Source organism: Gottfriedia acidiceleris, from assembly GCF_002128425.1.
In the GTDB taxonomy this organism is placed as follows: domain Bacteria; phylum Bacillota; class Bacilli; order Bacillales; family Bacillaceae_G; genus Gottfriedia; species Gottfriedia acidiceleris.
Window position 1 is genome coordinate 1 of sequence record NZ_NESS01000019.1, and the last position, 12,498, is coordinate 12,498.

The following is a 12,498-nucleotide window of genomic DNA, read 5'->3' on the forward strand; positions in this document are numbered from 1 at the left end:
CAAACGGAGAAACAGGAGCAACCGGAGCGACAGGCCCAACGGGAGCGACAGGCCCGACAGGAGGAACAGGGTCAACCGGAGTAACCGGGCCGACAGGAGCAACAGGAGAAACAGGAGCAACAGGAGTAACCGGGCCGACAGGAGCAACGGGAGCAACCGGAGTAACCGGGGTAACGGGAACAACCGGGCCGACAGGAGAAACAGGAGCAACAGGATCGACAGGAGAAACCGGAGCAACGGGAGCAACCGGCCCAACGGGAGCGACAGGAGTAACAGGAGCGACTGGCCCAACAGGAGCAACAGGCCCAACGGGAGCGACTGGCCCAACGGGAGCAACCGGCCCAACGGGAGCAACCGGAGCGATAGGGGTAACCGGAGCGACAGGCCCAACGGGAGCAACCGGAACGACAGGAGCAACGGGAGCGACAGGTGTAACTGGAGCGACTGGCCCAACGGGAGCAACCGGAACGACAGGAGCAACGGGAGCGACAGGTGTAACTGGAGCGACTGGCCCAACAGGAGCGATTGGCCCAACAGGAGCAACAGGCCCAACGGGAGCAACCGGAACGACAGGCCCAACGGGAGCAACCGGAACGACAGGAGCAACGGGAGCGACAGGAACAACAGGAACAACCGGAGTGACAGGAACAACCGGAGCAACAGGAGCAACAGGCCCAACGGGAGCGACAGGAACGACAGGAACGACGGGAGAAACTGGAGCGACAGGAGTAACCGGAGCAACAGGCCCAACGGGAGCAACCGGAACGACAGGCCCAACGGGAGTAACAGGTCTAACGGGAGCAACGGGAACGACAGGAGCAACAGGCCCAACGGGAGCAACCGGAGCAACAGGTCCAACAGGAGTCACCGGCCCGACGGGAGTAACAGGGTCAACCGGAGCAACGGGAGCGACAGGTGTAACTGGAGCAACCGGCCCAACGGGAGCAACCGGAACGACAGGAGTAACCGGAGCGACAGGGGTAACCGGAACGACAGGCCCAACAGGAGCAACCGGCCCAACGGGAGTAACAGGGTCAACCGGAGCAACGGGAGTAACAGGAGCGACAGGAAGAACCGGAGCAACTGGAACAACCGGGGCAACAGGTGTAACCGGTGTAACTGGTCCAACAGGTCAAAGACCAACTCTGACATTTGCAGAAAATGCAGGATCGATTGCGGTATTCCCTCCACTCAATACTGAAGTAACTCTTGTAAGTATCACTCAAGCCGTACTTGCAAATCAGCAGCTTAAAATTGACTATGCAACTGCAATCGAGTTAGTGGTAACTGCAAACTGGTCAGTGGTTTTTGAATTACGACTGTATAGAGATGCCACGCTTATAGATACTAGGTTAATTAATAGAAGCCAATCTACAGCAGGTACTCAAAGGTTTCAAATTGCAAGCACTCAAGTTAATATAGCACCTGCAAATGCAACTTCAACCTATAGTCTTAGAGTAATTTTTACCGCTGCATCGAATGTTACTTCAGCATCGGCTATTAATAGAGATATGAATATAATTACATTTACACCGTAGTAAGTGTGAATAGATTTTTAGACTAATCCCCCCATATAATAGACAGTTAGAATAGATTTATACTGTCTGTTATATGGGGTTTTTATATTTAATGATAATTTATAAATAGATAAAGAAATGGTGTACGAGTTTAATATTCAACTAAAAGCATTTTATTTATTTTCACATACTTTAATAAAAGCAGAATATTAAGGATGTGGAGAATTTGAATCGCTTTAATGGCCATCAAGTCGCTCAATTAAAATTCGATATTGAATATAGAACCCAATTTACTTTTATAGTAAATGATGATACTTTAAGTTGCATTTTAAGAGATATTGCTAACGATTCTGTAAATATTGTTGGGATTTTACAAACAAAAAGTGGTGAAAACAATAATTTCGTTAGACTTGTACCTGGTACAACCGAATCGGAGAATAAACGAGATCTAAAAGTAGTTAGAAAAGTACTTGCAATTTTTAATGTTAAATATAAAGAAGAAACAATTATCGCTATATTAAATATTCCACCTGGAATTCCTGGAGTATTTAGTAAATTTTACGCTAGCTTATGGTGTAAGGTTGGCGTGAAATCATTCTATATAGGAGAAAAAGATAGTATTTTTTTAAACGTATCAAATATAAAGAAAGCAACAGAAATTTTAAAGAATGATAACTTAGTACAATGTGAAAATCATTGTGAATAACTTTGTTACAGTTTTTTTGTAGTTTTAAAACAGGTGTGTTAAATAAAATAAGCTTATTCATTATTTAGAATAGTATATTTCTGCAATAATTTTTGACCTAATTTTATTCCATTTTCTGTTAAATAAACTGATTTTGCACGATTACTAAAAAATATGAGATTATTATCAGATAATTTATTCAGTGTATCGAAAGGATATCCTTTCCAACTTCTGAGTGTAGTTTCACCTAATACCGTATTTTCTTCAAATGATGTTAAATATAAAAGCAATAAAGTTAATTCATCTATCTGTTCTTGCATTTTAAATAGTTCCTTTCGAATTTATATTAAAAAAAATAAGAGGAAAATTTTATTAGTAAAAGTTTTCCTCTTATTTTTTTTAAATAAACTTATTATTAGTACAATTAGTTGTAAAAAAAGTAAATTAGTAATTTAATCATTTATGATAGTCATTCGATCTCTATACCCACAAACGGGACAAGTTACAAACCGTTCATTTACCTTACCGGTTTTAAATGCTAATGCAAAATTTAATTTAGATAATTTAAAACGACTGCTACAAAGAGGACAAACAAAATGAGTAGTTCTTGTGCGAATTTCTGAATATTTATAGACAAACACAAATACTAAAATTAATATAAGAATCGATTGAAAAAGACCAGAAAAAAATTGATTCATATTGTTATCCCCTCTTTCTTTTTTATTGATAAATCATACTCCTAAACCATAATGTTAAGCCATCATAGTAAATTTTAATATTATTTCTTATGTTTGCGATTTATAGAATGTTACCTTTGTAGTTTTTGATTTCAAGTAGTAACTATAAATTACAATCTAAAATAATAAGTTAAAAAAGAAAAATTAAATTGAAGGAAATTCCAAAAATAGGAAACAATAGAAACTAATTAATAAAATACATAAATAAAAACTGAACTACATACGAAAGGAGAATTTTATGAATATAAAATTCTTGTTTATATTAAATGATTATATACCTACAGAACCGGCTTATGTTGCCAATACTGGAAAATATATAGATGGGTCATTAAATATCTATTTAAATGATACTTTATTTTTTCATGATCCGAATTTAAATCTTACAGAGTTTGCAAGTCAATTAAGTGAATGGGTCCTAAAGGTACAAAATGGAGTAAGAGAAAACATGAATTATGAATCGATTAATCATAATGAAGATCTTATGAATTTTCTTTATAAAGGAGACGATAAATGGGGAATTTATTCAGTGTGGCAAATGTTTAAACCCACGGAATACATTAATACAGAGACATTAGTTAAATCTGTAAATAGTTTTCTTACTGCGTTAAATGATGGACTTATTGAAATTAATTATGATTTTACGCTCGATAAATTTAATCAGTAATTTTTATTATAAATAAATGCTTTTTGACTAAAAAGAGTTGCATGAGTAACTCTTTTTTTAGTACTTTTGGTTCCCTTCTAAGTAACGATTTACAGCAATAATAACCCATCATTTGTAAATTTAATCATAAAAATGCATCCCTAATATTAGACTGTGTCTAACATTTGGGGTGCACTTCATATTTGTCCTTTTGTTTTTTTATAAATCTAATTAAAAAATCACTTTTATCATGATGATAAAAGTGATGTGCACCTGTTTGCCAATGCCACCAAGAAAACAAGGTTAATACAGAGTATGTTATGAAATAGAAATAGTTCTTTTTTCTCATATGGTAATAATTTCCTTGTTAACTGAATGTGGAAACTGGTGAATATTTTTAAGGTTGAGGATTATGTTGGGCATTGAGATCATTATTTTTATCAAGTAAGTATCTAATTTTCTAACTTATCTGTTAAAATAATTAGTAAGATTAATCGCAAAAGGAGAAATCAACCTATGATGAAAGTATTTTCTAAAAAGATCATACTATTAGTCACCTCATTGATGATTTTATTAATGATTAGTGGAGCGTTAATTTCTTTAACTTATATACCTCAAAAAGTCAAAGAAAACCAAGAGAAAAAGAAATTTATAGAAAGTCACGGATATAAGTTAAAAGAAGACAAATCATTTTAAACTAAAAAGCTCTGATTCAGGGCTTTTTGTAATTTAGAAATTAAAATCATGTTACTAAGGACTTATTTAAATTGAAGCTGGAGGGAATTTATGGTGAGTCAAAAAAGAATAAGAGATTATGGTGTTAATATTGGGTCCCTTGAAACAGGGGAACTTAATTCTATTACGGATGTTGAAGGGGTTACAGTAGGTCATGTTACGATCAGCGATCATGACATCCAAACTGGTGTTACAGCAATATTTCCTCATCAAGGGAATCTATTTAAAGAAAAGTTAATTGCATCATCTCATGTCATTAATGGGTTTGGTAAGTCGATGGGAACGATTCAGATTAATGAATTAGGAACAATCGAAACGCCAATTATATTAACAAATACGCTAAGTATTGGGACAGCTGCAGACGCTTTAATTGAATATATGTTAGAACATAACCCAGAAATAGGTCGTACGACAGGAACTGTTAACCCAGTGATATGTGAGTGTAATGACATGCTTTTAAATGATGTAAGAGCTAGATTTATAACGAAGGATCATGTTTTTCAAGCATTAAGTAACGCTTCTTCAAATGTGAAAGAAGGTACTGTAGGAGCTGGAACGGGAATGCTTTGTTATTCTTTAAAAGGTGGAATCGGTACAGCTTCTCGAGTTATGAAAATAGAACATGGTACATATACAATGGGTGTTTTAGTATTATCTAACTTTGGAATTTTAAGCGATTTAAAGGTAGATGGAAAGCCTGTTGGAAAAGAATTGAGAGATTTTATTTTAAAGGAAAGAGACGAACAAGATAAAGGTTCAATTATTATGATTGTTGCAACCGACCTTCCCGTATCTGAAAGGCAGCTAAATCGGATCATTAAAAGAACAGTTACTGGTTTATCAAGAACAGGCTCAATTATTACAACGGGAAGTGGCGAAGTGGTTATTGGCTTTTCAACTGCAACAAAAATACCCAATGAAAAAACATCGCACTGCATTATGGTTCCGACTATACATGAAGAAGATATTGATCTAGCATTTAGAGCAGTAGGAGAAGCAACTGAAGAAGCGGTTTTAAATTCGTTAGTAACAGCAACACATGTTGTTGGGAGAGATGGGAACGAAAGACCAGCTTTTAAAGATTTGCTAAAGAAATATAATATTAGCTTAATATAGTTTATAGTTATAGAAAACTTGAAAGAATATAGTTATATAAAGTTCTATTATGGTAATAACTTTCATAAACTACTCTTAATCTTAAAGTTGGACAAGCATTAAGTTAGGAGGCTATTATGAAAAAATTTGTATTTCTGATTTCTACATTTGTTATTTGTTTAGGTGTTAATTTTATGGCTTTTTATCAAATTAGTTTAAAAAAGACTAACTCAACACTAAAAGAAACTCAAAATAAAGTCATAGCTGATAAAAATATAAATATATTGAATTTACCCCTGCCTCATACTGATCAAAGAAAATATAATGTGAAAAAATTACCGATCAATGGCAGTCAAAACGAAATTAAAAAATTAAATAATCTATTTTAATTACGTAATTGGTTATAGTGAAAATTAGTCAAAAAAATGACAGACCACAACACATTAATGGTCTGTCATTTTTTAATTAAATACTTTATTAAGATGCTTGGAATAAAATGGTTATATGCAGTACGGTTTTGATTACGTAACCTCTTTTGTTTCATTAAGGGAGGATTATTTAACATTCCTAATTCATCTATCGCATCTTACTCCCATAGTAGTTACACAAGGAATTATTTATTTATTTATTTATTAGGTCACCACCGATAGTAAAATGATGCTTTCCATCTAATTGATTTAAATAACCAACTAATTGATAACTTGGATCATCAATTGCTAAAGAAGTTTTATCTAGTCCTTCATATGGCATATATACATTTAATATTCTAACTTCTCCTGGTTGAATGTCTAACTTGTTTCCCTTTGCCTCTACTTTATAATCGTTGCCTTTGTGTGCGTTTTGAGTTATTTCTATTGGAAATGAAACATATACATTATTTTGTTTAATTATAAAATCACTCCCATTAATCAATTTAAGGGTATATAGTTTTCCTTCTTTTATAGTTTCTTCTTGTATTAATTCAACTTTTATTTTCTTTATATCACTGGTAGAAATCGTTAATTTAGTTTTACTACAACCTGGTACTAGAATAATCATTATTATAATTAAAGATAAAAATTTAATCCTCATATAACACCCTTCCTACTTTGTTATTTTTTTCCATTTTATCATTTAATTTAATTATTTGATTCTTAAATCAAACTTTTTTATCACTTACTGTTCAAAAATTTAATAAAAAAACCTGATTACTTAGCAACTCGTGATATTTATTGTATTAATTAAGAGGATAGTTTGGTTTTTATACTAGTCTGTGTACACAATTCATATACAGAAAATTTCAAATTATGCTATGTTTGCATTAACTAATATAAGGAGTTTAAAAAAATGAAAGAAAAGAGTATACATTTTAGAATGAATGAAAGTTTTTTAGAGCGATTTGAAGAAGCACTAAAGTATGAAGGATTAACAAAAACAGAGGTATTAACTCATGCGATTCAAAATTTTTGTGTAGCTGTAGAATCACAGAAGATGAATGATATTAAAAGACAATATGAGGTAAGTAGCCATTTACAAATCCGTATTGATACTCATGCAAAATATGAAGAAAAACGTGTAGATTTAGATAAGATGGTAATAGAAAAACTTCAATTAACAAAAAATGAAAAAATTCTCGATATAGGATGTGCAACGGGAGACTTTTTAATTTTTTTAAAGGAAAATGGTCATAATGGTCATCTGACTGGATATGATCAGTCTACCGAGATGATATATGATGCAATAAAAATTTCAAAACAAAAGAATTTAACTATCGAATGGTTTGTTGGAGACGCAAGAAAACTTCCTTTTACTACTAATGATTATGACTGGGTAGTTGCAAGGCATATGCTGTACCATGTACCAGAAGTAAAAAATACAATAAAAGGATTTAAGAAAGTTATCAAACCAGATGGTGGTTTCATAGCTACCACAAATTCATGTTTTTCATTACCACGAATACAAGAACTTTGTAATAATATGCTAATAGAATTTGGTTTTCCTGAAAGAACATCTCCAGCTTCTCCGTTTTGTATAGAAAACGCAAAAGATATTTTAAGTACTACTTTTGAAAATATAGTTGAAGTAATTATCTCTAATGCATTGATCTTTCATCATCCAGAACCAATCGTTAGATATATCACTAGTATGTTCCCATCTTTAGATATACCTGACGATAAGGAACTATATTTAGATATGCAAAAATGGCTACAAGTTGAGACTGAGAAGATAATATCTAATATAGGAGGAATATGGCGAGATCCAAAAAATGTAGGTATCTATCGATGTAACTAGGTACCAAACTAACGCTGTGCTTTAGTTGAACAACTTGATCGGCTGTTTAGTCGATTTTTTTTATTCAACAAAATGGCAGTATAGTTTTAATGAAATGACTAATATCGAATAAATATAATTCATAAAAAGGAAAAAATTATCTTTGAGTGGAATAGAAAGTAATGTATATAAAAACTAAAAGGAGATATTATGATTAAATTTTTAGTAATCAGCTTAATTTTTATTCCAATCGTCATCATCATTTGTAATCTGAATCCGGATAACTTGTGTGTTTGGATGTTGGTAATATTATCTTTACAAACCACTGTTTATACACTTTGGGACTATATTAAAAAAAGAAAAACTGATAAGACACAATACACTTAACACATGCGTTAGATCTAAAACTAAAATTAAAATATTAAGTATGATCGTGGTATGAATTTTTTTACAAGGGGGATTAGCATTGAATAAGAATTTAAGAAAGTCTTCAAAAGATAAATCGATATCAGGGGTATGCGGTGGTATTGCTGAATATTTCGATATCTCATCTTTTTTTATTAGAATTTTATTTATTCTTTTTTTACCTGCTAATTTAATTATATATATCATACTTGCTAATACTCTTCCTGATAGTCCTACATCTCTATGATTTTATTATTATCAATCAGTTTTCACAGGTGGAGTAGCTTACGTTTCTAATAGTGAATAGTAGAAGATAAGCAAAATAAAAAAGCCGCATAATGCAGCTCTTGTTCTTTAACTAATAGTTCAATAAGGAATTATTACAATTCAGGTGGAATTTTATATGTAACTTTTCCCTCTCCATCTAAAAATTCCATACGGGGAATATCATTTTCATCGACTACCATTCTGATTCTAGGTTTTCCTTTACGATCAGATAATTGAACTGTTACTTCTCCATTTGAATTCTTTCCCATAAAGGCACGGGGGGTATTTCCTTCCCATATATTTTCTAACTCTTTATTAATTTCTTTATCGGCTAGTTCAGCGTTTTGTATTTTATGTGTTCTTTCTACAAGATCTGGTAAAGGCGTATTAGGTCTATCATAAATTGAAATTCCGTAATTTCTTTGCCCGTTTTCATCAGTATAATGCATTTGTACGACTTGATCTTGTTTATACTGATCAAATGTTAATGATGCGTATGATTCATATTTTCCTAAATCATCTTTTTTACTTCCATATATAAGTCCTCCACACTCATCACCTTCTCCATTATAAAACATTAATCCAGCAATAGGATCTTTCTGCCTATGACCTGGAAGAAAATCTTTTCCATCCATAATTGCTGGTGGAATGTTATCATTATTAAAAATTCTCATTCGTACTGTTCCATCTTTATCAACAATATTTATATTTTCAACATTAATACTTTTGAATTCAGACATAAAAATTCCTCCTATATAGCTCTATAAAGGAGATTCTATATAAACCCATTATTTTCCTTTTACTAAACGTCTTTATAGAATCCATATGCAACTAATCTTTTAGTTAATGAAGATTAACAATCTACTTTAACAGAACCTATTTCTAAAAAAAGGTAGGATTATAATAAAACAAATAGAATAAGTATTTAAAAGGAATATAGAGTGTCGTGGAGGGAAAATAATGAAAATTGCTTTTCTTATTGTTGATATGCAAAAAATCTTTTTAGAGGATAAAAAAGAAACATTGAATGTAGAGGGTGCTTGTGAATATATTAACTATGTTGCTGACAGTATCCGATCTAAAAATCATTTAGTCATACATGTTCAAGATATTGAAGGAGCAGATGAAATAAACACTGAGTTACTTTCTTTTATCCCGGAAATTAAAGTAGAAGAACAAGATATTTGTGTTTCTAAAGAACATTCAAATGCATTTTGGAATACTGAATTAGAGCAAATTTTGAAAGGGAATGACGTTGAGTTAGTTATAATAGCAGGATTTGCAGCAGAACATTGTGTTCTATTTACTTATAATGGCGCTAGTGAAAGAGGATTCAAACCAGTCTTATTGCAAAATGGGATATTAAGCACAAAAAGTGATGTAATAACTCAAACATATCGTGATCGAAACATTATATCTTACAGCGTTCTCCCGTATATTATTTAGAAATAACTTTTAGATAAATGGATTAATATCATAAAAAAGGTCTCATAAGTCATAGTACTTTGAGGTCTTTTTATTAATTTTAAAAAAATATACAAAAAAACCACAAGGTAAAATTAATTATCTTATGGTTCTAATCTTATCTATTGGAAATTTAGTCAACTTTCTTCATATTCTTCTAATGGATACGGATTAGTTCATAAATATCAGAGTCATATCGAATTCTTGTATGCTTGGATTCAATACGTTCTATTTCTTCTATTTCTTCTCGTAACTCTCCAAACCACCAAAATTTGATTTCAGTTAATAGATTAGTAAGCATTTTATTCCCCCTAGTTTGAATAATGCCTTAACACTATTAGATTATAAATCCATTTTTTTAAGCCAAGATTAATCTGATGTAAAAGTTAGAAAAGTTTTTACTTAGTAGTGTTTTAGATTTAATTTTAAATAAAGTTGAATTAATGTGAAGGAAAATTATGGATGGATATAGAATAGTAATCTATACCTCAAAGATTTATCCTTTAAGAATAAATCCCAAAAAGGAGTTGGTAGGCATGTCTAAATTTAGATTAATTCCATACAAGCTGGAAGAAGTTAAAGATCGTACAAAGGAAGTACCACCTGGAGTTCTTTTAATTGAAGCTAAGTCTATTTGGGAAAAAGGGTGTCAAGGGGAAGACGTGGTTGTTGCAGTTATTGATACAGGCTGTCAGACAGACCACCCTGATTTACAAGAGCGAATTATTGGTGGATATAATTTTACTGAAGATTACGGCGGGGATCCTAACGTATTCTTAGATAATAATGGTCACGGTACACATGTTTGTGGAACGATTGCAGCTTCTGAAAATGGAGAAGGGGTAGTAGGAGTAGCTCCAAAAGCAAAACTTCTCGTTCTAAAAGTGCTATCTGGTGCTGGGGAAGGAAGCATTGAATCAATTGTACAAGCTATTGATTATGCGACAAATTGGAAAGGCTCTAATGGGGAAACTGTTCGAGTGATTTCAATGTCATTAGGTGGTCCAGAGGATGATTCTTCGTTACATGAAGCGATTCAAAGAGCGGTTGAGCAAAATATAGCCGTCGTATGCGCAGCTGGTAATGAAGGTGACGGGGATGGACGAACCAATGAATATAGTTATCCAGGTGCTTACGATGAAGTAATTGAAGTAGGTTCCGTAAATCTTGAAAAACGATTATCCAATTTTAGTAACACAAATAATGAAATTGATTTAGTTGCTCCGGGTGAAAAGATTCTTTCAACGTATCCGAAAAATCAATATGCTGTTCTTTCTGGTACATCAATGGCAACGCCGCATGTTTCAGGGGCAATTGCATTGTTAATTCAACAATATGAGTCTGAGAATAATGAGAAAATCACTGAATCAGACTTGTTCGAACTTCTAATAAGTCATACAGTACCACTCGGATACAGTACATTTGAAGAGGGGCATGGACTTTTAAATCTAGGCATAAATGTTCCCGCAAAATCTCAGAATATAATATAATAATAGGTAAAGTCCCGATCGTGTTGCTAAACTAATCGGGACTTTTTTTAGTGGGTAGAAAAAAGCTAAAAATAATAGAGGTGAAATTGATGTTTAAAAATCAAATAACTGAACTTTTAAATATAGAATATCCAATTATTCAAGCTCCTATGGCAGGTGGAATCACCACTTCAAATTTTGTAGCTCAAGTATCAAATTGTGGAGCTTTAGGTACAATCGGAGCAGGCTATATGACTCCTTCACAAATACGTGAACAAATCAGAGAAATAAAAAAGTTAACTAATAATAGCTTCGGAATTAATTTATTTGTCCCAAATGAATTTATAGTTAACGAGAATGAAATTTCAAAAGCCAATGATTTATTACAACCTTTTAATGAAGAACTAAATATAGAACAAAATGGTCTTATACAAGTTCAAAATTTTAAAAGTTTTAATGATACATTTCATGAACAATTAAAAGTGATCATTGAAGAAGGTGTTCCTATTTGTTCATTTACATTCGGTATACCTTCAAAGGAACTGATAGAAGAGTTAAAGCTTCATAATATTATTTTGATTGGAACAGCAACTACTGTAAATGAAGCGATTGAAATTGAAAAATCTGGAATGGATCTAGTTGTCGTTCAAGGTAGTGAAGCAGGTGGACATCGAGGTAATTTCTTAAGTGATAATGAAGAAAGTTTAATTGGATTAATGTCGCTAATTCCACAAGTAGTTGATCATGTAAGTATTCCTGTAATTGCGGCAGGAGGAATTATGGATGGACGAGGTTTAATGGCGTCTCTTTGTTTAGGGGCTAAAGCTGTTCAATTAGGTACCGCTTTTTTAACATGTATCGAAAGTGGGGCTCATGAAGTACATAAAAATGCTATTTTAAATTCTACCGAGGACCAGTTAGTTTTGACCCGTGCATTTTCAGGGAAATGGGCAAGAGGAATCGAAAATAAATTTATTGTGGAAATGAAAAAGCATGAGGATGATTTACCACAGTTTCCTGTTCAAAATACGATTACCCAAACGATGAGAAAAGCATCCTCCGTACAAAATAATAAAGAGTTTATGTCACTTTGGTCGGGACAAAGTCCTAGATTATCTAAAAAGGAATCTGTAGAAAACTTAATAAATGAAATAATGGAAGAAGCTAAAAAAACAATTCGCGAATTGTAGTAAAAAACTTATAAATTGTTTAAGAAAAAAGCTAATAACTA

The 12,498-nt window shown here is 32.9% G+C and carries 16 protein-coding genes; 11 read left to right on the plus strand and 5 right to left on the minus strand.

Annotation, left to right across the window (positions count from 1 at the left end):
- Together B6K90_RS21110 and B6K90_RS21115 are read left to right on the plus strand one after the other, a co-directional pair.
- A partial coding sequence (locus B6K90_RS21110) for a collagen-like triple helix repeat-containing protein (protein WP_139840777.1) occupies nucleotides 1-1,538 on the plus strand: 1,538 nt, incomplete at its 5' end.
- 205 nt (nucleotides 1,539-1,743) lie between these two features.
- Nucleotides 1,744-2,223, plus strand: coding sequence for a hypothetical protein (locus B6K90_RS21115; RefSeq protein WP_088014699.1), 480 nt, complete (start codon nucleotides 1,744-1,746; stop codon nucleotides 2,221-2,223).
- Between the two features lie 53 nt (nucleotides 2,224-2,276).
- Here B6K90_RS21115 and B6K90_RS21120 read toward each other — a convergent pair whose 3' ends face one another.
- Nucleotides 2,277-2,522, minus strand: a complete 246-nt coding sequence (locus B6K90_RS21120) for a DUF6429 family protein (protein ID WP_088014700.1) — start codon at nucleotides 2,520-2,522, stop codon at nucleotides 2,277-2,279.
- A 132-nt stretch (nucleotides 2,523-2,654) separates the two neighbouring features.
- The gene (locus tag B6K90_RS21125) at nucleotides 2,655-2,900 is read right to left on the minus strand and encodes a hypothetical protein (protein WP_088014701.1); all 246 of its coding nucleotides are present in this window, start codon (nucleotides 2,898-2,900) and stop codon (nucleotides 2,655-2,657) included.
- A gap of 277 nt (nucleotides 2,901-3,177) precedes the next feature.
- On the opposite strand from B6K90_RS21125, the gene B6K90_RS21130 reads away from it, so the two are divergent.
- The 4 genes from B6K90_RS21130 (at nucleotide 3,178) to B6K90_RS21145 (ending at nucleotide 5,801) form a co-directional block, all read left to right on the plus strand.
- Complete coding sequence (locus B6K90_RS21130) at nucleotides 3,178-3,603, plus strand: DUF7878 domain-containing protein (protein WP_088014702.1); 426 nt, start codon at nucleotides 3,178-3,180, stop codon at nucleotides 3,601-3,603.
- A gap of 495 nt (nucleotides 3,604-4,098) precedes the next feature.
- A complete protein-coding gene (locus B6K90_RS21135; protein ID WP_088014703.1) occupies nucleotides 4,099-4,278 on the plus strand; it encodes a hypothetical protein in 180 nt (59 codons plus the stop codon).
- Between the two features lie 90 nt (nucleotides 4,279-4,368).
- Nucleotides 4,369-5,433 carry a DmpA family aminopeptidase gene (locus tag B6K90_RS21140; RefSeq protein ID WP_088014704.1) on the plus strand — a complete coding sequence of 355 codons (1,065 nt, stop codon included), beginning with the start codon at nucleotides 4,369-4,371 and terminating at the stop codon, nucleotides 5,431-5,433.
- 116 nt (nucleotides 5,434-5,549) lie between these two features.
- Nucleotides 5,550-5,801: a hypothetical protein gene (locus tag B6K90_RS21145; protein WP_088014705.1), complete on the plus strand. Its 252-nt coding sequence runs from the start codon at nucleotides 5,550-5,552 to the stop codon at nucleotides 5,799-5,801.
- Between the two features lie 232 nt (nucleotides 5,802-6,033).
- Here B6K90_RS21145 and B6K90_RS21150 read toward each other — a convergent pair whose 3' ends face one another.
- Entirely contained in the window at nucleotides 6,034-6,483 is a 450-nt protein-coding gene (locus B6K90_RS21150; RefSeq protein ID WP_088014706.1) for a hypothetical protein, read from the minus strand.
- A gap of 255 nt (nucleotides 6,484-6,738) precedes the next feature.
- Here B6K90_RS21150 and B6K90_RS21155 point away from each other — a divergent pair, with 255 nt between their 5' ends.
- Together B6K90_RS21155 and B6K90_RS21160 are read left to right on the plus strand one after the other, a co-directional pair.
- A complete protein-coding gene (locus B6K90_RS21155; protein ID WP_088014707.1) occupies nucleotides 6,739-7,683 on the plus strand; it encodes a class I SAM-dependent methyltransferase in 945 nt (314 codons plus the stop codon).
- 445 nt (nucleotides 7,684-8,128) lie between these two features.
- The gene (locus tag B6K90_RS21160; protein ID WP_088014708.1) at nucleotides 8,129-8,314 is read left to right on the plus strand and encodes a PspC domain-containing protein; all 186 of its coding nucleotides are present in this window, start codon (nucleotides 8,129-8,131) and stop codon (nucleotides 8,312-8,314) included.
- Between the two features lie 133 nt (nucleotides 8,315-8,447).
- Here the strand turns inward: B6K90_RS21160 and B6K90_RS21165 are convergent, their stop codons facing one another.
- Complete coding sequence (locus B6K90_RS21165) at nucleotides 8,448-9,074, minus strand: hypothetical protein (protein WP_088014709.1); 627 nt, start codon at nucleotides 9,072-9,074, stop codon at nucleotides 8,448-8,450.
- A 220-nt stretch (nucleotides 9,075-9,294) separates the two neighbouring features.
- On the opposite strand from B6K90_RS21165, the gene B6K90_RS21170 reads away from it, so the two are divergent.
- On the plus strand, nucleotides 9,295-9,780 hold the full coding sequence (locus B6K90_RS21170; RefSeq protein WP_088014710.1) for an isochorismatase family cysteine hydrolase: 486 nt from the start codon (nucleotides 9,295-9,297) through the stop codon (nucleotides 9,778-9,780).
- Nucleotides 9,781-9,955: 175 nt separating this feature from the next.
- On the opposite strand, the gene B6K90_RS23870 is transcribed toward B6K90_RS21170, so the two are convergent.
- Nucleotides 9,956-10,099 carry a hypothetical protein gene (locus B6K90_RS23870; RefSeq protein WP_167555454.1) on the minus strand — a complete coding sequence of 48 codons (144 nt, stop codon included), beginning with the start codon at nucleotides 10,097-10,099 and terminating at the stop codon, nucleotides 9,956-9,958.
- Between the two features lie 235 nt (nucleotides 10,100-10,334).
- Here B6K90_RS23870 and B6K90_RS21175 point away from each other — a divergent pair, with 235 nt between their 5' ends.
- Together B6K90_RS21175 and B6K90_RS21180 are read left to right on the plus strand one after the other, a co-directional pair.
- The gene (locus B6K90_RS21175) at nucleotides 10,335-11,288 is read left to right on the plus strand and encodes a S8 family peptidase (RefSeq protein WP_088014711.1); all 954 of its coding nucleotides are present in this window, start codon (nucleotides 10,335-10,337) and stop codon (nucleotides 11,286-11,288) included.
- An 89-nt stretch (nucleotides 11,289-11,377) separates the two neighbouring features.
- On the plus strand, nucleotides 11,378-12,457 hold the full coding sequence (locus tag B6K90_RS21180; RefSeq protein WP_088014712.1) for an NAD(P)H-dependent flavin oxidoreductase: 1,080 nt from the start codon (nucleotides 11,378-11,380) through the stop codon (nucleotides 12,455-12,457).
- Nucleotides 12,458-12,498: the final 41 nt, after the last annotated feature.

What these genes read in the sequence shown, in the direction of transcription:
- B6K90_RS21120 (WP_088014700.1), bottom strand. Translation starts at nt 2,522, where the DNA reads ATGCAAGAACAGATAGATGAATTAACTTTATTGCTTTTATATTTAACA.
- B6K90_RS21125 (WP_088014701.1), bottom strand. Translation starts at nt 2,900, where the DNA reads ATGAATCAATTTTTTTCTGGTCTTTTTCAATCGATTCTTATATTAATT.
- B6K90_RS21130 (WP_088014702.1), top strand. Translation starts at nt 3,178, where the DNA reads ATGAATATAAAATTCTTGTTTATATTAAATGATTATATACCTACAGAA.
- B6K90_RS21135 (WP_088014703.1), top strand. Translation starts at nt 4,099, where the DNA reads ATGATGAAAGTATTTTCTAAAAAGATCATACTATTAGTCACCTCATTG.
- B6K90_RS21140 (WP_088014704.1), top strand. Translation starts at nt 4,369, where the DNA reads ATGGTGAGTCAAAAAAGAATAAGAGATTATGGTGTTAATATTGGGTCC.
- B6K90_RS21145 (WP_088014705.1), top strand. Translation starts at nt 5,550, where the DNA reads ATGAAAAAATTTGTATTTCTGATTTCTACATTTGTTATTTGTTTAGGT.
- B6K90_RS21150 (WP_088014706.1), bottom strand. Translation starts at nt 6,483, where the DNA reads ATGAGGATTAAATTTTTATCTTTAATTATAATAATGATTATTCTAGTA.
- B6K90_RS21155 (WP_088014707.1), top strand. Translation starts at nt 6,739, where the DNA reads ATGAAAGAAAAGAGTATACATTTTAGAATGAATGAAAGTTTTTTAGAG.
- B6K90_RS21165 (WP_088014709.1), bottom strand. Translation starts at nt 9,074, where the DNA reads ATGTCTGAATTCAAAAGTATTAATGTTGAAAATATAAATATTGTTGAT.
- B6K90_RS21170 (WP_088014710.1), top strand. Translation starts at nt 9,295, where the DNA reads ATGAAAATTGCTTTTCTTATTGTTGATATGCAAAAAATCTTTTTAGAG.
- B6K90_RS23870 (WP_167555454.1), bottom strand. Translation starts at nt 10,099, where the DNA reads ATGCTTACTAATCTATTAACTGAAATCAAATTTTGGTGGTTTGGAGAG.
- B6K90_RS21175 (WP_088014711.1), top strand. Translation starts at nt 10,335, where the DNA reads ATGTCTAAATTTAGATTAATTCCATACAAGCTGGAAGAAGTTAAAGAT.
- B6K90_RS21180 (WP_088014712.1), top strand. Translation starts at nt 11,378, where the DNA reads ATGTTTAAAAATCAAATAACTGAACTTTTAAATATAGAATATCCAATT.